General features: G+C 70.9%; 18 protein-coding genes, 3 tRNA genes and 1 pseudogene. 10 read left to right on the top strand and 12 right to left on the bottom strand.

Translation table 11 applies throughout. The features are described 5' to 3' along the window. Positions 1–43: 43 nt before the first annotated feature. The 3 genes from rpmG to ACWD5D_RS35590 form a co-directional block, all read right to left on the bottom strand. Entirely contained in the window at positions 44–208 is a 165-nt protein-coding gene (gene rpmG, locus ACWD5D_RS35600) for a 50S ribosomal protein L33 (protein ID WP_003948671.1), read from the bottom strand. A 90-nt stretch (positions 209–298) separates the two neighbouring features. Continuing rightward, a tRNA-Met gene (locus ACWD5D_RS35595) sits at positions 299–371 on the bottom strand. 46 nt (positions 372–417) lie between these two features. Continuing rightward, a tRNA-Thr gene (locus ACWD5D_RS35590) sits at positions 418–490 on the bottom strand. 344 nt (positions 491–834) lie between these two features. On the opposite strand from ACWD5D_RS35590, the gene ACWD5D_RS35585 reads away from it, so the two are divergent. Beyond that, positions 835–2,100 (top strand): amidohydrolase family protein, encoded by a 1,266-nt coding sequence (locus ACWD5D_RS35585; RefSeq protein ID WP_451376949.1) that lies wholly within the window; start codon positions 835–837, stop codon positions 2,098–2,100. Between the two features lie 272 nt (positions 2,101–2,372). Continuing rightward, complete coding sequence (locus tag ACWD5D_RS35580) at positions 2,373–3,029, top strand: SDR family oxidoreductase (protein WP_451376948.1); 657 nt, start codon at positions 2,373–2,375, stop codon at positions 3,027–3,029. 79 nt (positions 3,030–3,108) lie between these two features. Here the strand turns inward: ACWD5D_RS35580 and ACWD5D_RS35575 are convergent, their stop codons facing one another. Continuing rightward, a complete protein-coding gene (locus ACWD5D_RS35575; protein ID WP_451376947.1) occupies positions 3,109–3,321 on the bottom strand; it encodes a hypothetical protein in 213 nt (70 codons plus the stop codon). Positions 3,322–3,659: 338 nt separating this feature from the next. Between ACWD5D_RS35575 and ACWD5D_RS35570 the strand changes: the two genes are divergently transcribed. Both ACWD5D_RS35570 and ACWD5D_RS35565 read left to right on the top strand, forming a co-directional pair. Beyond that, positions 3,660–4,976 (top strand): glycoside hydrolase family 3 N-terminal domain-containing protein, encoded by a 1,317-nt coding sequence (locus ACWD5D_RS35570; protein WP_451376946.1) that lies wholly within the window; start codon positions 3,660–3,662, stop codon positions 4,974–4,976. A 187-nt stretch (positions 4,977–5,163) separates the two neighbouring features. Beyond that, positions 5,164–5,766, top strand: coding sequence for a hypothetical protein (locus ACWD5D_RS35565; RefSeq protein ID WP_451376945.1), 603 nt, complete (start codon positions 5,164–5,166; stop codon positions 5,764–5,766). Between the two features lie 218 nt (positions 5,767–5,984). On the opposite strand, the gene ACWD5D_RS35560 is transcribed toward ACWD5D_RS35565, so the two are convergent. Then, positions 5,985–6,650, bottom strand: a complete 666-nt coding sequence (locus ACWD5D_RS35560; protein WP_451376977.1) for a nitroreductase — start codon at positions 6,648–6,650, stop codon at positions 5,985–5,987. A gap of 323 nt (positions 6,651–6,973) precedes the next feature. On the opposite strand from ACWD5D_RS35560, the gene ACWD5D_RS35555 reads away from it, so the two are divergent. Beyond that, positions 6,974–8,077, top strand: coding sequence for a PP2C family protein-serine/threonine phosphatase (locus ACWD5D_RS35555; protein WP_451376944.1), 1,104 nt, complete (start codon positions 6,974–6,976; stop codon positions 8,075–8,077). Positions 8,078–8,469: 392 nt separating this feature from the next. Further along, positions 8,470–8,673, top strand: coding sequence for a hypothetical protein (locus ACWD5D_RS35550; protein ID WP_451376943.1), 204 nt, complete (start codon positions 8,470–8,472; stop codon positions 8,671–8,673). A gap of 272 nt (positions 8,674–8,945) precedes the next feature. Here the strand turns inward: ACWD5D_RS35550 and ACWD5D_RS35545 are convergent, their stop codons facing one another. Together ACWD5D_RS35545 and ACWD5D_RS35540 are read right to left on the bottom strand one after the other, a co-directional pair. Then, entirely contained in the window at positions 8,946–9,071 is a 126-nt protein-coding gene (locus tag ACWD5D_RS35545) for a hypothetical protein (RefSeq protein WP_451376942.1), read from the bottom strand. Positions 9,072–9,483: 412 nt separating this feature from the next. Next, positions 9,484–9,696, bottom strand: a complete 213-nt coding sequence (locus ACWD5D_RS35540; protein ID WP_451376941.1) for a hypothetical protein — start codon at positions 9,694–9,696, stop codon at positions 9,484–9,486. 210 nt (positions 9,697–9,906) lie between these two features. Here ACWD5D_RS35540 and ACWD5D_RS35535 point away from each other — a divergent pair. After that, a pseudogene (locus ACWD5D_RS35535) lies at positions 9,907–10,107 on the top strand (DUF2637 domain-containing protein); the annotation flags it as partial. Positions 10,108–10,723: 616 nt separating this feature from the next. Here the strand turns inward: ACWD5D_RS35535 and ACWD5D_RS35530 are convergent. Beyond that, positions 10,724–10,805, bottom strand: a tRNA-Tyr gene (locus ACWD5D_RS35530). A 165-nt stretch (positions 10,806–10,970) separates the two neighbouring features. On the opposite strand from ACWD5D_RS35530, the gene ACWD5D_RS35525 reads away from it, so the two are divergent. Beyond that, the gene (locus ACWD5D_RS35525) at positions 10,971–11,459 is read left to right on the top strand and encodes a YajQ family cyclic di-GMP-binding protein (RefSeq protein ID WP_451376940.1); all 489 of its coding nucleotides are present in this window, start codon (positions 10,971–10,973) and stop codon (positions 11,457–11,459) included. Positions 11,460–11,563: 104 nt separating this feature from the next. On the opposite strand, the gene ACWD5D_RS35520 is transcribed toward ACWD5D_RS35525, so the two are convergent. Further along, positions 11,564–11,830 carry a GlsB/YeaQ/YmgE family stress response membrane protein gene (locus ACWD5D_RS35520; RefSeq protein WP_451376939.1) on the bottom strand — a complete coding sequence of 89 codons (267 nt, stop codon included), beginning with the start codon at positions 11,828–11,830 and terminating at the stop codon, positions 11,564–11,566. Between the two features lie 155 nt (positions 11,831–11,985). On the opposite strand from ACWD5D_RS35520, the gene ACWD5D_RS35515 reads away from it, so the two are divergent. Then, a complete protein-coding gene (locus tag ACWD5D_RS35515; protein WP_451376938.1) occupies positions 11,986–13,248 on the top strand; it encodes an APC family permease in 1,263 nt (420 codons plus the stop codon). A 68-nt stretch (positions 13,249–13,316) separates the two neighbouring features. Then, positions 13,317–13,718, top strand: coding sequence for a YccF domain-containing protein (locus ACWD5D_RS35510; protein ID WP_451376937.1), 402 nt, complete (start codon positions 13,317–13,319; stop codon positions 13,716–13,718). Positions 13,719–13,818: 100 nt separating this feature from the next. On the opposite strand, the gene htpX is transcribed toward ACWD5D_RS35510, so the two are convergent. From htpX to ACWD5D_RS35495, 3 genes are all read right to left on the bottom strand, one after another. After that, positions 13,819–14,682, bottom strand: a complete 864-nt coding sequence (gene htpX / locus ACWD5D_RS35505) for a zinc metalloprotease HtpX (RefSeq protein WP_451376936.1) — start codon at positions 14,680–14,682, stop codon at positions 13,819–13,821. Positions 14,683–14,857: 175 nt separating this feature from the next. Next, a complete protein-coding gene (locus ACWD5D_RS35500) occupies positions 14,858–16,405 on the bottom strand; it encodes an NADH-quinone oxidoreductase subunit N (RefSeq protein ID WP_451376935.1) in 1,548 nt (515 codons plus the stop codon). Further along, positions 16,402–17,976 (bottom strand): complex I subunit 4 family protein, encoded by a 1,575-nt coding sequence (locus ACWD5D_RS35495; RefSeq protein WP_451376934.1) that lies wholly within the window; start codon positions 17,974–17,976, stop codon positions 16,402–16,404. The genes ACWD5D_RS35500 and ACWD5D_RS35495 overlap by 4 nt, the downstream gene beginning before the upstream one ends. Positions 17,977–17,981 lie beyond the last annotated feature (5 nt).

Here is a 17,981-nt window from a genome sequence, read left to right as displayed (position 1 = left end):
CCGCCCCCCGAGTTGCGGGGGCGGCCTCATGTACGAGCCTGATTTATCGCGTCTCGCGGTGCGCGGTGTGCGCGTTGCAACGCGGGCAGTGCTTCTTCATCTCAAGACGGTCCGGGTTGTTACGCCGGTTCTTCTTGGTGATGTAGTTCCGCTCCTTGCACTCCACGCAGGCCAGCGTGATCTTCGGGCGGACGTCGGTGGCAGCCACGTGAGTGCTCCTAAGACGAACGGGTGAAATGATTCAACGCAAGAAAGAGTAGCCGATCGAAGGACCGACCCCACAATCGGCTACTGTCAGTAGCGGTGACCGGACTTGAACCGGTGACACAGCGATTATGAGCCGCTTGCTCTACCGACTGAGCTACACCGCTTTGATGAGATCGAACCCCGTCTCGCGACGAGGATCTCTCACACCAGAGCCCCAAAACGGAATCGAACCGTTGACCTTCTCCTTACCATGGAGACGCTCTGCCGACTGAGCTATTGGGGCGAGCGATGAAGACATTACACGGTCCGCCGCCGTTCACCCAAATCCGTATCCAGCCGTCCTTCGTGGCTCCCATCTCAGGCCTCCCCGCAGCCTCCTGAGCCCCCTCGGAGGCCTCGCCGCAGGCGCGTGCACCGCACGCCACGCGCGCGGGCGACGCGCGTATCGCCCTGGGTGGACCACGCCGGTACGACTATTGCGCTCCTCCGCGTCACGGGCGTCCCGCGACCATAGGCTCGACTCACTCTGCGTGATCTTGAGTCCGCCGCGTTCCCGAGCCCGTCGCGACCTCGAGCCCCTCACGTGGCACGCCCAGCCCCGGCCCCGGCCCCGACCCCTGGAGTCCGATGCCTGACAGCCAGTCGCAGCCGCACCCGCCGTCGAACTCGTCGGGGTCCTCGGGGCAGCCCGAACCGGCCGGACTGCTGTTGTGCGGGGCGCGGCTCACCGACGGCCGGACGGTGGACGTACGACTGGCCGGTGGACGCATCGAGGCGGTCGGCACGGCCGGCAGCCTGACACCGGGCCCGGTCCGCACCGGCACCGCGCGCGTGGACCTCGGCGGATACCTGCTCCTGCCGGCCCCGGCCGAGCCGCACGCCCACGGCGACACCGCGCTCTCCGCCGAACAGCCCGGACCGGTCTCGTACGCCCCCGAGGAAGTCCAGCGCCGGACGACGGAGGCGGCCCTGCTCCAGCTCGGGCACGGGGCGACGGCGGTACGCGCGCACGTGCGTGTCGGTGACGTCCAGGGGCTCGGCGCGCTGGGCGCGGTCCTCCAGGCCCGGCGCTCGCTGCGGGGGCTGGCGGAGCTGACCACGGTGGCGATGCCCCGGCTGCTGACCGGGGCGGCCGGCGCGGACGGGCTCGCGATGCTGCGGGACGCGCTGAAGATGGGCGCCTCCGTGGTCGGCGGCTGCCCCGACCTGGACCCCGATCCCACGGGCTATGTGGAGACGGTCCTGGAAGTGGCCTCCGAGCACGGCTGCCCGGTGGACCTGCACACGGACGCCGCCGACCCGGCCCGGCTGTCCCGCCTCGCGGCCATGGCTGGCGGCCTGCGCCCCGGCGTGACGATCGGCCCGTGCGCCGGGCTTGCGCGCCTGCCCGGCGAGGCCGTCGCCCGGCTCGCCGACCAGCTCGCGGCGGCGGGCGTGACGGTGGTGTGCCTGCCCCAGGGCGGCTGCGGCGGCGCCGACCGCCGGGGCACCGCCCCGGTACGGCTGCTGCGCGCGGCCGGGGTGCGGGTGGCCGCGGGCAGCGGCGCCCTCCGGGACGTCGCCAACCCCGTCGGGCGCGGCGACCCCTTGGAGGCGGCTTACCTCCTCGCCTCCGCGCACGGCCTGTGCCCGCAGGACGCCTACGACGCGGTGAGCACCTCGGCCCGCGCCGCCCTGGGTCTGCCCGAGGTGCGCGTGGAGGCCGGTTTCCCGGCCGAACTCCTCGCCGTGCGCGGCGACCACCTCGCGGGCGCGCTCTCCCTCGCCTACAGCCGGCTCGTGGTGCACCGCGGACGCGTGGTCGCCCGTACGAGTGCGGTTCGCGAGTACTGCAACTCGGCAGCGGCGGCGGAGCTGGGGCTGCCGCGGCAGGGGCGCGGAGAGCTGTCGTAACGCCTGGCGCAGCGGCTTCAAGCCTCGGCGTCGGGCGGGGGCTTCGAGCAGGTGCTCCTAGCCGGGGGCTATAAGCGGGCGCTCCGAGCGCGGGCTTGGAGCAGGTGCTCCTAGCGGGCGCTCAGAGCGGAGACTCGGAGCGGAGGCTCAGAGCGGAGGCTTCGGACGGCGGCTTCGGACGGCGGCGTCGAGCGGCGGCGTCGAGCGGCGGCTTCGAGCGGCGGCTTCGGGCCGTGCGGCAGGCGGGGCTGCACGGGCGTACGGTCGGAGTCATGCGCATTGTCATCGCTGGGGGTCATGGTCAGATCGCGCTGCGGCTGGAGCGACTGCTCGCCGCGCGCGGGGACGAGGTGGCGGGGATCATCCGCAACGCCGAGCAGGGCGAGGATCTGCGGACGGCCGGCGCCGAACCGGTCCTGCTGGACCTGGAGTCCGCGTCCGTGGAGGAGGTCGCGGCGCATCTGCAGGGCGCGGACGCGGCCGTGTTCGCGGCCGGTGCGGGTCCGGGCAGCGGAACGGCCCGCAAGGAGACGGTGGACAAGGGCGCGGCGGTGCTGTTCGCGCAAGCGGCCGTCCGCGCGGGCGTACGCCGTTTCGTGGTCGTCTCCTCGATGGGCGCGGATCCCGCGCACCCGGGCGACGACGTCTTCGACGTGTACCTGCGGGCCAAGGGGCATGCCGACGCGTACGTGGCCCGGCAGGACGCCCTGGACTGGACGATCCTGCGCCCCGGCGCGCTGACGGACTCCGCCGGCACCGGCACGGTCCGTCTGGAGGCGCACACCGGGCGCGGCCCGATCCCCCGGGACGACGTGGCGGCCGTCCTGGCGGAGCTGGTGGAGAGCTCGTCGACCGCCGGACTGACGCTGGAGCTGATCGGCGGCTCGACGCCGGTGTCGGTGGCGGTGAAGTCGGTGGCCGGGAATTGACGGGGCGGGGTGAGCGGATGCTGACGGATCGGAGCAGCTGGGCATTGGCAGGTCACCACAGTGGCCGGGAGGCGATGGTTCAGAAGAGCGGCAGTTGACCGGGGAAGTCGGGCAGGGCATACCCGTCCAACGAGGGCTGGACGGCGTCCAGTTGTGCCTGCCGTCGCGAGCCGGAGCACGAGACGAGATCTCCGCTGTCCCGCGCCCCCGGCGGGTCGTGCCGCGCGAAGCGCCCGGCGACGACGGCGATTTCGCGGCGGCACACGGGACAGGTTCTACGACGGGAGCCCATGCCGTCAGTGTGCCCCGGCCCACTGACAACGCACTCCCGCCCCGCACCCGTCCCACCGTGCGTACGGCGCTGCGAGGCGCGGTGAAGTGCACTCGACGGCAATTCCTGAGCGCCCCCCGCGAGATTCTGGGTACTCCGAGCGTGGACCCGCGAACAAATGCGGGCCGGTGCGCATCTCACGTGCCGTACAGCCCACCGTGTTCATACGGCCCTCAGCGCGACGGCTGCCGTCGCGTGTTCCGAAAGGAGGCCGGGCGATGAATCTCCCGTCGTACCGTGACCGCAGAAGCGTGACAACACCGCCCCGGCTCCCCGGCCGGGCCACGACCGTACGCAGAGTGAGCATCGCCGCGATGGCGGCGATGCTCCTGTCGGGCTGCGGCACGGGCACCCCCGACGCGGCCCCGCACTCCGGCGACGCCGGCGTGTCCCTCGCCCCGTCCGCCACGCCTTCCCGCTCGGCTTCGTCGTTCGCCCCGGACGCCACCAACACGTCCGGCGCGGCGACCGCGGCGAGCACTCCCACAACGGCGGGCACAGCCACGACGGCGCGCACGGCCACGACGGCTGGCACGGCCACGACGGCTGGCACGGCCACGACGGCTGGCACGGCCACGGCGGCGGCCGCGTGCACGAACAGCACGAAACTGGCCGGTTGGTCGAACCGCCGGCTGGCCATGCTGACCATCGCCGTCCCGGTGTCGGAGACCTCGGTGTCCGACGTCACGTCCGAGGTGACCGCCGGTGCGGGCGGAGTGCTGCTGTTCGGCAGCAAGGCACCGTCCGACCTGGGCTCCCGGCTCAAGGCCCTGAAATCCCATGTGCCCGGCAACCGCGGCCTGTTGGTGATGACGGACGAGGAGGGCGGCGGCATCCAGCGGATGGCGAACCTCGTCGGGGACCTGCCCTGGCCCGCGTACATGGGCAAGCACTGGACGCCGGCCCAGATCCAGCAGAACGTCACGAAGGTCGCCATCAAGATGTCGGCCGCCCAGGTGAACATGGACCTCGCGCCGGTGGTCGACGTCGACGGCAGGAACGTTGCTCCCAGTCGGACCAACCCCGACGGATGGCGGTCCTTCAGCGGCGACACCTCGGTGGTCTCCAAGGCCGGAGTCGCGTACATGAACGGGCTGCGCGCCGGAGGCGTGATACCCGTCGTCAAGCACTTCCCGGGCCTCGGCGGCTCCACCTACAACTCCGACTTCGGCCCCGCCAAGACGCTGCCCTGGTCCACCCTGCAGAAGGTCGGCATCCCGCCGTTCACCGCGGCCATCAAGGCCGGCGCCCCGGCCATCATGGTCTCCAACAACATCGTGCCCGGCCTGGGCACCAACCCGGCGAGCCTGTCCCCCACCGCCATCACCTCCGAACTGCGCGGCAAGCTCGGCTTCAAGGGGCTGGTGCTCACCGACTCCCTCAGCGCCAAGGCCATCTCCGCCGCCGGCTTCAGCGTCTCCTCCGCCGCCGTCCAGGCCCTGCGCTCCGGTGCCGACATGGTCATGTTCGACCTGGGCAGCAACGTCAGCTCCCAGACCTCCTCGATCGCCACGGCGATCACCAACGCGGTGTCCAGCGGCCGCCTCTCCCGCGGCCGCCTCATCGACGCGGCGGGACACGTCCTGGCCGTCCGCCACGTGAATCTCTGCTCCTGAGCACGCGGATTTCGCGATCTCCCGGGGCGCCTTTCCACGCCATCTGTCCTCGTGCCCGACGCGAAGAGAGGGTCCACATCCAGCGTTGTCGCTGGATGTGGACCCTCTCGCGGGAAGAATCTTCCTCAATTCCACCTCAGAAGATCGCTGTCTCGCTTGTTGCGTGCACGACGTACTCATAGCGTCCGTGCCACTGATCGCCAGGGAGGCGTTCCTTCATTCAAAAGTGGTGTTCATGAACATCGCACGCCCATTGAGAACTGCGCCGGTTCTGAGCAGCCCGACCACACGGGCGGGTTCTGCGGGAAAACTGATCCCCCGCCCCCACCACGCCGTCTGGGCCCTCGCGCTGCTCGCGGCGACCGCCTGCTCCTCCTCACACGGCATCGATGACCCGGCCACGCCCGCCGGCCCGCCCACGACACGGAGCGCGGTTCAGGCGCACAAGGCCGTCCCCGTCTCACCGCCCGAACTCGATGCGGATCTCGGGGAGACGCTCGCCGGAAAACGGCAACCGACCCGGGGGAACGCCGAACTGAAGTATTCCGGCGGAGCCAAGGGAAAGGCCCTCATCGTCGCTGTCAGCTGCCGGGGCAAGGGCGCTGTGTACGTCGAGGTGTCAGCACCGCGCGTGTCCTTCCCGCTCACATGCGGCGTCGAGAAGCCGGAAGTCATCTACAACAAGTTCGCCTTGGAGCCGGCCTACAAGCCCGGCATCGTGTCGGTGACCGCACCCACGACCGTCACCTGGGCAGTGACCGTCGGCCGCGGTGAGCCTCAGGCCGAGTAACGCCACGTTCCGCGCCATCTCGCAGTGGTGGGACCACTCGTGACGTGTGGTCAGCGGCTGCCGTCACGGCTGCCCGTCGGACGTGCGCGGGGAGCGTCCCGGTCCAGCCGATCCGGCCCACGGCTTCCGCGGGCGGCCAGGATGGAGGGGTGGGCGCCGGGCTTTCGACAGCTGTCGCACCCGCCCGCCCGCCGGAAACGGGCAATGAGTACCGCCGGCTAACCATCGACGAACGTGACCGTCTCGTCGAGCGGTGCTCGGCCTGTGCGGGTGTAGGGCACTGCGGCGTCTTCGAAACCGATCGACATGCCGCAGAAGAGGACGAGGCCGTCCGAGGGTGACAGGACCTCCGCGACGGTCTTGCGGTAGACCGACCACGCCATCTGCGGGCAGCTGTGCAGGCCTTCGGCGCGGAGCAGCAGCATCACGGTCTGCAGATACATGCCTACGTCGGACCACTGGGGCCGGCCCAGGCCGCGGTCGATGTAGCAGAACAGGGCGGCGGGCGCGCCGAAGCAGTTCCAGTTCGCGGAAGCCGCTCTCTGCCGCGCCTCCCAGTCCTCGCGCGCGATGCCCAGCGCGCTGTAGCGCTCCGCGCCGAAGGCGGATCGGCGCTCGTGGTACGGGGACTTCAGTGTGGGCGGGTACATCTCGTACTCCCGCTCGTCCCAGGGGTCGCGTGCGGTCACGCGCTTGCCGGCGCGCTCCTTGAGCTCTGCCAGTGGCCGGCCGGTCAGCACGTAGACGCGCCAGGGCTGGAGGTTCGACCCGGACGGCGCCCAAGCCGCAGCGGACAGCACCCGCTCCAGTACCTCCCTCGGGACGGGCCGGTCGATGAACCCGCGCACGGCCCGTCGGCTCGTGACTGCCTCGTAGACGTCCAAGATCACCAATCTCCCTCATCTGCTCTCCATGCCTACCCCCTTGACAGTCGGGCCCCACAGAACGTGGCAACATGCGCAAAACGGCATGGCGGCAGTGGTGCCGGGGCGCGCCCAGCACAGCCGACCACCCGGATCTGCATCGCTCGGCGCCGCGATCGTCGCCGTCGCCCACGGCACCGGGAGACCAGGCCGCCCCGACCGCCGGACCACCGGGCCGCCGGACCGCCGAACCGCCGTTCAAGCCGGGCTGTCCATGGGGCGAGCTGCGATTCCCGCTCGTATCGTGAAAAGAGACGCGGCGATGGCGGCGAGGCAGGAAAGTCATGGCGGAGCCGGAGGTCGACTACACAGCGGTGTTCCGGGCCCTGCCCGGGGCGGCGGCGTTGGTCACCCCGAAGCTGATCTTCGTGGATGTCAACGCGGCGTTCATGCGGATCCTGCACTGCACCCGCGAGCAGTTGGTCGGTCACTTCCTGCTCGAGGACCGCTCCGCGAACGAGCAGCCCCTCGTGCTCAAGATCATGGCGTCACTGCTCCGGGTGGCGGACACCGGGGAGGGCGACACGCTAGCGCTGGAGCGCTTCGACATGGAGGACCCCGACCGGCCCGGGGTGTGGCACGAGCGGTATCTGAACATGACCAACATTCCCGTCCTGGCCCCTGACGGTCAGGTGGCGCTGCTGCTGCACCGGGTGGAGGACGTCACCGAACTCTTCCGTGCCCGTGAAGTCGCGCTGACCTTGCAGGAAGCCATGCTGCCCGCTCCCCGCCCGGTCGGCCGACACCCGGTGGCCGTGCGCTACCGGCCCGCCGCCGAAGCGCTGAACGTGGCCGGCGACTGGTACGACCTGGTCGAGCTGCCGGGCGACCGCGTCGCCGTCGCCGTCGGTGACGTCGTCGGCCACGGCCTGCCCGCGGCCGGTGTCATGGGGCAACTGCGCAGCGCCCTCACCGCCGCCTGCCTCGTCGCCGAAGGCCCCGCCCGCGCCCTGGAAGTCCTCGGGCTGTACGCCCGCACCGTCGACGGCGCCGAGAACACCACCGTGGCCACGGCATTCGTCGACTGGGAGACCCGCACCGTCACCTACAGCAGCGCCGGCCACCCGCCACCTGCGCTCCTGCGGAGGGACGGGACCGTCGAATTCCTGGACCAGGCCACCGACCCGCCACTGGCCGCCCGCCCGCAACACGCCCCCCGCATCCAGGCTGCAGCGGCCTTCGACGAGGGCGCCGTTCTCGTGCTCTACACCGACGGCCTGATCGAACGCCGGCACGAAGACATCGACACCGGCCTCGCCCGGCTCGCCGACTCCCTGGCCCGCCACCAGGCAGACGACCCCGATGCCCTCGCCGACGCCGTGCTCACCGACCTGCTCCCGCCCGGCGGCGCCACCGACGACACCGCCCTGGTCATCGTGCGCCTGTGAACCCGGCCCACCACTTCCGCGTGCCCGATCCGTGCCCGATGGGATCCCGCCGGCGACAGCGAAGCCGTCGCCGCTCCTCGCCCTGCCGCAGTCGAGAAGACCGCAGAGCTGAACACCACGCCCCTCGGGTCCTCCCCGGCTACATCCTCCAAGTAGCTCTGCTCGATCCGGCTGCTGTGGCCGAGGTGCCTGACGCGGTGCGGGCGTTGTGGCCGGGGCTGGCCGGTGAGCGCTGACATGACGACCTAGCTGGCCTGTCCGACGGGTCGCGTCACCGACCCCGCACCCGCCAGCAGTGTCACCCGAACGGCGCAACATGACGTGCCACCCACATGGGTGAGGATCAAGCTGACTAGTGCCGCAACCGAGGCAATCCGTGAAAGGGGAACCAAATGCGCATTCGACGAATCCTCGCCGCCGTCAGCGCCACGGCAGCCCTCGCCGGGCTCGGCCTCACAGGCGCCGCCACCGCTACCGCACAGGGTGGCAGTGGCTACACCACCCCTTCTCAGTGCAGGGAGGGCGGCGGACAGCCCTATCTGCACAACACCGTCAAATGCTGGGGCGGTAAATACGACGGGCTGACTGTCGACTAGACCCCACAAGGCGCCCCGCGGCCACGCTCCGCGGGGCGCTCCCGCGCGAGCGTGGCCGGGAGCGTCGCAGGGACCGTGCCGACCCGTCGGCCACGCTGGGTCCAAGCCGGCCCGGAAGTACGTGGCGGGCGGGAACTCCTCATCTCGGCTGCCAGCTCGCGCCTCGTCAGGATGAGCGAAGGGACGGACTGGCGCTCGCCTTCGAGGGCGCGCTCGCCCATGACGAGCGCCTGTTCCAAGTCGCCCTCCCGCGCGGCAGTCACTCCCAGCGTTTACCGCGCGCCGACGATCCGGCGGATGGAGCCGAGGACGTCGACGAGGAGGGCGCCGACGTAGCGGGTCTGCTCGGTCAGCGTGGCTGACGCACCGAGAATCCCGTCCGCGCTCCGTCCACACACTGCGAGACGGGGCGTCCGAACACGAGACGGAGTGAGACATTCGACCGATCACCGGGATGCATGACGAAGGGCCCGTGTGGCGGCGCCAGGATTCGAACCTGGGAAGGCGAAGCCGGCAGATTTACAGACCGCGCGATCACTCCGCGCTGAGCTGACCGTTCCCACAACGCGCCGCTCCGTGCCCCACACGTGCCCCACGATGCGCCCGGAAGCGTCGCCCTCGCGTTCGGGCGGAACCTTGTTGCCGCGTGGACTCCCTCGACTTGCCACGCGCCAACCGGCCTCAGACCGAGGCCGGGATCGGATGGCGTCCAGGGCGTGTCCGACGAGTCGGCACAGTCCCTGCGACTCTCCCGGCCACGCTCGCGCGGGAGCGCCCCGCGGCGCGTGGCCGCGGGGCGCCTTGTGGGGTTTAGTCGACCCCCCGGCCGTCGTATGTACCACCCTTGCAGTCGAAGCCCTCTACCGTTCCGCCGCCCTCCCTGCACTGTTCAGAGGTGACAAACCGTTGACCAGGGGTGGGGCTGGGTGTGGCGGCGGTGGCGGTGGCGGCGGCGCCTGTGAGGCCGAGTCCGGCGAGGGCTGCCGTGGCGATGACGGCGGCGAGGATTCGTCGAATGCGCATTTGGTTCGCCTTTCACGGATTGCCTCGGTTGGGACACTAGCCAGCTTGATCTTCACCCATGTGGGTGGCACGCCATGCTGGGCCGTTCGGGTGACATTGCTGTCGGGAGCGGGGCCGCTGACCCGGCCCGCCCAAGGCGGAGGGGTACCCGCCCTCGCTCCCAGGTACCAAGCGACCATCAAGCGGCGGCGCGCCCGGACTGCCGAGCCTCTCGGAGGACACGGCGGCCGGTGGCCCGTCGCCCCGCGGTGGATGACCGGCTGCATGACGCTCGCGCTGAACGTGGCCGACTCGGCATTGAAGAACGACCTGGTGGGCGTGGCCGTGCACGCGGTGGCGCCGCTGCTGCTGATCGTCACGGCCGAGACCGGCCTTGCCTACCGGCGGGCCATCACCACCGCCGTGACGGCACGTGTGCGGAGCTGTCGGTGCGGGCCGCCTGACGGACAATCCTCTGCCGCAGGTGCAGTGGAAGGCTCCGGAGCAGGTATCCGAGGAACTGGACCCGCCTCAGTGCCCGACCCCCTGCAGGCCCTGGCGCTGCTCGATGCCGTCCGCGCGCAGAGCGCCCGCGGTCGCCGCCTCATCGCCTTCTTCGGCTGCGTGTACTACGCGGCGGCACGGCCGACGGAAGTCATCGGTCTCCGTATCGAGGACTGGGACCTGCCCCGCCGGGGATGGGGCACTCTGCGACCGCGGGAGACCCGCCCCCGCTCGGGGTCGGCCTGGACGGACATCGGCGAAGCGCACGACCGGCGCGGGCTCAAGCATCGGCCCCGGAAGGCGGTCCGCACCGTGTCGATCCCGCCGGATCTCGTGAACCTGCTGCGGTGGCACGTCATGGCGTACGGCGTCGCCCCCGACGGGCGGCTGTTCCGGACGCAACGCGGCGGGCTCATCCAGGACACCGGATACGGAGAGGTGAGACACACTGGGAAAAAGCACCCATAGCGACGATGCCGTGCCTGTGAACGCCGAAAGGGTCTGTGACCAGCATTGCTGCTGGTCACAGACCCTTTCGGTCTTGTGGCGGCGCCAGGATTCGAACCTGGGAAGGCGAAGCCGGCAGATTTACAGTCTGCTCCCTTTGGCCGCTCGGGCACACCGCCGGGGTTGCTGCCGTTCGATCCGCTTTTCGGCGGTGCTCCCTGGCAACGACGTAAACAATACCCGATGCCGGGGGGTGCTCCGCCACCCGGTTGATCTCCACCCGTCGGGGCGCGGGGTGACTAGGCTGGGGCGGATACGCACCCCGATTCAAGGAGCCACAGGACATGGCCGACTCCAGTTTCGACATCGTCTCGAAGGTCGAGCGGCAGGAGGTCGACAACGCCCTCAACCAGGCCGCCAAGGAGATCTCGCAGCGCTACGACTTCAAGGGCGTGGGTGCCTCGATCTCGTGGTCCGGTGACAAGATCCTCATGGAGGCGAACTCGGAGGACCGGGTGACCGCGGTCCTCGACGTCTTCCAGTCCAAGCTGATCAAGCGAGGCATCTCGCTGAAGGCCCTGGACGCCGGTGAGCCCCAGCTGTCCGGCAAGGAGTACAAGATCTTCGCGTCGATCCAGGAGGGCATCTCCCAGGAGAACGCGAAGAAGGTGGCGAAGATCATCCGCGACGAGGGCCCGAAGGGCGTGAAGGCGCAGGTCCAGGGCGAGGAGCTGCGGGTCACCTCGAAGAGCCGCGACGACCTGCAGGAAGTGATCGCGCTGCTGAAGGGCCAGGACTTCGACTTCGCGCTCCAGTTCGTGAACTACCGGTAGGACGGGCACGAACCGCCGGCGCACGGCAGTACGAAGGGCGGGCACCCGGCGGTGCCCGCCCTTTTGGCTTCGGTGGGTACGGTTCGGTCGCGTGAACTCGCCGTTCAGTCGCGTGAGTTGCCGAACAGGACGCGGTACAGGATCAGCAGGACCAGCGAGCCTCCGATGGCAGCCGCCCATGTGGCGCCGTCGAAGAACTGCTTGGAGATCGGGTGGTCCAGCCAGCGGGCCGAGATCCAGCCGCCGAGGAACGCGCCCGCGACGCCGATGAGGGTCGTACCGATGAAGCCGCCCGGGTCGCGGCCCGGCAGCAGGACCTTGGCTATGGCTCCGGCCAGCAGGCCCAGGATGATCCAACCGATGATGCTCATGCCCTGTACCTGCCCTCCCGCGCTGTGCTCGCACTGTCCGGTCCTTGAAGATTCGGTGAGGACCAGCCGTCCGTCGCGCGCGTGTTCGTTCCTTGTCGGGGGTGAAGACGTCGCGGGTCCATCCGCGGTTGCGAAGGCTCAGTAGGGTGCGGCGCATGACACCCTCCGGAACCGGTCTGCGGCGCACCCTCGGCGTACGTGACGCCGTGGTCGTCGGTCTCGGCGCGATGGTCGGGGCGGGTGTCTTCTCCGCCCTGGCCCCGGCCGCGCGGGCCGCCGGTACGGGGCTGCTGCTCGGGCTGGCGGTCGCGGCGGTCGTGGCCTACTGCAACGCCATGTCCTCGGCCCGTCTGGCCGCCCGCTGTCCCGCGTCGGGCGGGACGTACGTGTACGGGCGGGAGCGGCTCGGCCCGTTCTGGGGGTACCTCGCCGGCTGGGCGTTCGTGGTCGGTAAGACGGCCTCCTGCGTGGCCATGGCGCTCACCGTGGGGTCGTACGTGTGGCCGGGGCAGGCGCACGCCGTGGCGGTCGCGGCCGTGGTGGCCCTGACCGCCGTGAACTACGGCGGGATGCAGAAGTCGGCGTGGCTGACGCGGGTGATCGTGGCCGTGGTGCTGGCCGTCCTCGCGTGCGTGGTGGTCGTGTGCCTCGCCTCCGGGCGGGCCGGTGCCGGGCGGCTCGACATGGGGGCGGGGACGGGCGGGGGCGGTGTGCTCCAGGCGGCCGGCCTGCTGTTCTTCGCGTTCGCCGGGTACGCGCGGATCGCGACGCTCGGCGAGGAGGTACGGGATCCGGCGCGGACGATTCCGCGCGCGATCCCGTTGGCCCTGGGGATCGCGCTGGTGGTGTACGCGTGCGTGGCCGTCGCGGTGCTCGCCGTCCTCGGCGCGGACCGGCTGGGGCATGCGGCGGCGCCACTGGCCGAAGCCGTGCGGGCGGCCGGGACACCGGGTCTTGTGCCCGTGGTGCGGGTGGGGGCGGCGGTGGCCGCGCTGGGCTCGCTGCTCGCGCTGATCCTCGGGGTGTCCCGGACGACGCTCGCCATGGCCCGCGACCGCCATCTGCCCGGAGCGCTGGCGGCCGTGCATCCGCGGTTCCAGGTCCCGCACCGGGCGGAGCTGGCCGTGGGCGTGGTGGTCGCCGTGCTGGCCGCGACGGTGGACGTGCGCGGCGCGATCGGCTTCTCCTCCTTCGGCGTGCTGGCCTACTACGCCGTGGCCAACGCCTCCGCCTGGACGCTGAGCCCGGCGCCCTCGGCCCGGGTGGTGCCCGCGCTGGGCCTGCTGGGCTGCGCCACGCTGGCGTTCGCCCTGCCGACGGCATCGGTCGTCACGGGGGCGGGGGTGCTGGCCGTGGGGGTGGTCGCCTACGGCGTACGACAGCGGTTCACACCACCGGGTCCGCGCGGTTCCGTGTGAACGCGTGACCGGCTGATACTTGAGCCAACGGGCATACGACGGGGCAGTCACGGGGAGAGGTACCGATCATGAAGCTGTTCAACCTGCTGCTGAACATCCTCTGGTTGGTCCTCTGCGGCTTGTGGATGGCGATCGGATATCTGATCGCCGCGCTGATCTGCTTCGTCCTGATCATCACGATCCCCTTCGGCATCGCGTCGCTGCGGATCGCGGGCTACGTGCTGTGGCCGTTCGGGCGCACCACCGTGGAGCGTCCCGACGCCGGTGCGCCGTCCTGCGTGGGCAACGTGATCTGGCTGGTCTTCGCGGGCTGGTGGCTCGCCCTGGGGCACCTGATCACGAGCATCCCGCTGTTCGTGTCGATCATCGGCATCCCGTTCGGCTGGGCGAACCTCAAGCTCATCCCGATCTCGCTGATGCCGCTGGGGCGTGACGTCGTACCGACGGACGAGGCGTTCGGCGGGCGCTGAGCCCGCACCGGACCCGTCGGGGCGCGGGCCCCGGTCGGGGCGCGGCCCCGGTCGGGGCGCGGCCCCGGTCGGGGCGCGGGCCCGGTCGGGGCGCGGGCCCTCAGCGGTTCCGGCCCGCCATCTGCTCCAGTCGCGCGATGCGCTCCGCCATCGGCGGGTGGGTGGAGAACAGCTTCGTGAAGCCCTGGCCGGGGCGGAACGGGTTCGCGATCATCATGTGGCTCGCGGTCTCGATCCGGGGCTCGGGAGGCAGCGGCAGCTGCTGCGTGCCCAGCTCCAGCTTGCGCAGGGCGCTCGCGAGGGCCAGCGGGTCGCCGGTGAGCTGGGCGCCCGAGGCGTCGGCCTCGTACTCCCTGGAGCGGCTGATGGCCAGCTGGATGAGGGACGCGGCGATCGGGCCGAGGATCATGATCAGCAGCGTGCCGAGCAGGCCGGGGCCGTCGTCGTCGTCCGAACGGCCGACCGGGATCAGCCAGGCGAAGTTCACCAGGAACATGATCACCGAGGCGAGGGCGCCGGCGACCGACGAGATGAGGATGTCGCGGTTGTAGACGTGGCTCAGCTCGTGGCCGATGACACCGCGAAGTTCGCGCTCGTCGAGCAGGCGCATGATGCCCTCCGTGCAGCACACGGCGGCGTTGCGCGGATTGCGGCCCGTGGCGAAGGCGTTGGGGGCCTCCGTCGGGGAGATGTACAGGCGGGGCATCGGCTGGCGGGCCTGCGTGGACAGCTCGCGGACCATCCGGTACAGGGCCGGCGCCTCGAACTCGCTCACCGGACGGGCGCGCATCGCACGCAGTGCCAGCTTGTCGCTGTTCCAGTACGCGTACGCGTTCGTGCCGAGCGCCACCAGGACGGCGACGATCAGTCCGGTACGGCCGAAGAGGCTGCCGATGACGATGATGAGTGCGGACAGTCCCCCGAGGAGTACGGCGGTCCTGAGCCCGTTGTGCCGGCGGTGCACGGTACGCCCTCCAAGTCGTGCGGCAGGGGAACCCTTTTGGCCCTTTGGTCCAGTGGACCTTCCCGCTCTCGTCAACGCCAGACGACGGCCACGAGTTCCCCGGTGTGTACGGCGGCGCGGGGCGGCCGTACGGGTGACGTGCGGTGACGTGGTCGTACGGCCTTCCGCGGGGTGCTCAGAACAGGCCGGTGGCCGCGAAGCGCAGGACCAGCTGGGGTGCCCCGGAGAGGGCCACGCCGAGGACGCCCGTGAGGGCGAGCGCGGCGGTGAGGGGGGCCGGGACCCGGAGCCGGGCGGGCTCGCCCTCGGGGGCGCGGAACAGCAGGGCCGTCCACTGGAGGTAGTAGAAGAGCGCGATGACCACGTTGACGGCCATGAGGACGGCGAGCCAGCCCAGGCCCGCGTCGACGGCCGCCGAGAACACCGTGACCTTGGCGAACAGGCCGATGACACCCGGCGGGAGACCGGCCAGGCACAGCAGGAAGAAGGCCATGAGGAGGGCGGTGGCCGGGTTGGTGGCGTACAGCCCCCGGTAGTCGCTCACCCGGTTCAGGGACTTCGTACGGCCCACCAGGGCGGCGACCGCGAAGGCGCCGAGGTTCACGACGGCGTACATGAGGGCGTACGCGACCGTGGAGCCGATCGCCCTGTGGGCGTCCTTGGTGTAGCCGGCGGCGGCGATCGGCACCAGGAGGTAGCCGGCCTGGCCGACGGAGGACCAGGCCAGCAGCCGTACCGCGCTGTACGCGCGCGTGGCCTGCTGACGCAGGGCGCCGACGTTGCCGACGGTCATGGTGAGGGCGGCCAGGGCGGCGAGCGCGGGTCCCCAGACGTCGGCGTACGACGGGAAGCCGACGACGGTGACGAGGATCAGGCCGGAGAAGCCGACCGCCTTGCCGACCACCGACAGGTAGGCGGCGACGGGCAGCGGCGCGCCCACGTAGGTGTCGGGGACCCAGAAGTGGAACGGGACGGCGGCCGTCTTGAAGGCGAAGCCGACGAGGGTGAGGACGACGCCGGTCTGGGCGAGGGTGTGCAGCTGGCCGTCGACGTGCTGGATGCGCTGGGCGACCTGGGTGAGGTAGAGCGTGCCGGTGGAGGCGTAGACGAAGCTGATGCCCATCAGGCTGACCGCGGTGGCCGTGACCGAGGACAGGAAGAACTTCAGGGCTGCCTCGGAGGACCGCTTGTCGCCGTGCCGGATGCCGACGAGGGCGAAGGCGGGCAGGGAGGCGACCTCCAGGGCGACGATCAGGGTGGCCAGGTCGCGGGAGGCGGGCAGCAGGGCGGCGCCGGCCGCGGAGGACAGCAGCAGGAACCAGAACTCGCCCGGCGGGACCCGCCGCTCGTCGTCCTTGAGGTTCGTCACGGACAGCAGGGCGGCCAGCAGGGCGCCGCCGAGGACGAGGAACTGGATGACGAGGGTGAAGTGGTCGGCGGTGTAGCTGCACGCGCGCGCGTCACCGGTCAGACAGAAGGTGCTGCGGTCGCCGTCCAGCAGCGGCAGCAGCATCAGCGTGGCCGCGGCGAGGCCCGCGACGGAGACCCAGCCGAGGACGGGCTTGCGCGCCTCGGGCAGGAACAGGTCGCCGACGAGCACCGCGAGCCCGACGACGGCGGCGATGGTGGGCGGCGCGATCGCGAGCCAGTCGACGGACTGGACCAGCGACTGGGCCACGGGCTGGGCCAGCGGCTCGGCCAGGGACGGGGCCAGGGCGCTCATCGGGAGCCTCCTGCGAGGAGCTGGTGCACGGCCGGGTCGGTCAGGCCGAGCAGGGCCCGCGGCCACAGTCCGGCGACGAGGGTGAGGACGACGAGCGGGGTCCAGGCCGCGAACTCGTACCCGTGGACGTCGGCGAGTTTCGGCGTGTCCTGCGGTACGGCGCCCATGCAGACCCGGCGGACCACGATGAGCATGTACGCGGCGGTCAGCAGGGTGCCGAACGCGCCGATCGCCATGAAGGTGAGGAACGCGGGGCGGCTGAGGTCGGCGGCGGGCTTGAACGCGCCGAACAGCGCGAGCATCTCGCCCCAGAACCCGGCCAGGCCCGGCAGGCCGAGCGAGGCGACGGCGCCGAAGGCGAGCAGGCCGCCGAAGCGCGGGGCCCTGCCGTACAGTGCTGCGCCGCCCCCCTCGGCGAGGGCGTCGAGGTCGGTCGTGCCCGTGCGGTCCTTGAGCGCGCCGACCAGGAAGAACAGCAGGCCGGTGATGAGGCCGTGGGCGATGTTGGCGAACAGGGCGCCGTTCACGCCGGTCGGGGTCATGGTGGCGATGCCGAGCAGGACGAAGCCCATGTGGCCGACGGAGGAGTAGGCGATCAGCCGCTTGAGATCGCCCTTCGCGCCCCGCTTGGCGAGGGCCAGGCAGGCCAGGGATCCGTAGATGATCCCGACGACGGCGAACGCGGCGAGGTACGGCGCGAAGACACGGAAGCCGTCCGGTGCGATCGGCAGCAGGATCCGGACGAACCCGTACGTACCCATCTTCAGCAGGACACCGGCGAGCAGGACCGAGCCGACGGTCGGCGCGGAGGTGTGGGCGTCGGGCAGCCAGCTGTGCAGCGGCCACATCGGCGTCTTGACCGCGAGCCCGATCCCGATCGCCAGAACGGCGATGACCTGCACGGTCGTGGTCAGCGACCGGCCGTTGTCAGTGGCGAGTGCCACCATGTCGAATGTGCCCGCCTTGATCCCGATCAGGAGCAGGCCGAGCAGCATGACGACGGAGCCGAGCAGCGTGAACAGGATGAACTTCCACGCGGCGCGGGTCCGGCCCTCGCCGCCCCAGCGGGCGATGAGGAAGTACATCGGGATGAGCACGGTCTCGAAGGCGAGGAAGAACAGCAGCAGGTCGAGGACGGCGAAGGTCGCGAGGGTGCCGCACTCGAGCAGGAGCAGCAGGGCGACGAAGGCCTTCGGGGAGCCGCCCGGGGGCGTCTTGAAGTACGAGTAGAGCGCGCAGAGGAAGGTCAGCAGTGCGGTCAGGACCAGAAGGGGGAGCGAGATGCCGTCGATGCCGAGGTGGATCCGCACGTCGAGTGCGGGGATCCAGCTGATGTCGGTCTGGGCCTGCATCTTCGACGGATGGCCGTGGTCGAAGCCGAGTGCGAGGACGATCGCGGCGAGAAGGATCACGCCGGTCACGGTCACACCGTGCCGCAGCACCGCCTGCTCGGGCGACTTCCCCTTCAGTCCGGGCGGGGCCGGGAGAAGAGCGGCGGCGGCGCCGAGGAGCGGGCCGACGACGACGAATGCCAGAAGGAACCGCATCACGGACTCGTTGATATCGATCACGCCTG

Source organism: Streptomyces sp. NPDC002520 (genome assembly GCF_053595235.1).
The sequence above is the reverse complement of the archived record's forward strand: the minus strand, read 5'-3'. Positions and strand labels throughout refer to the sequence as shown.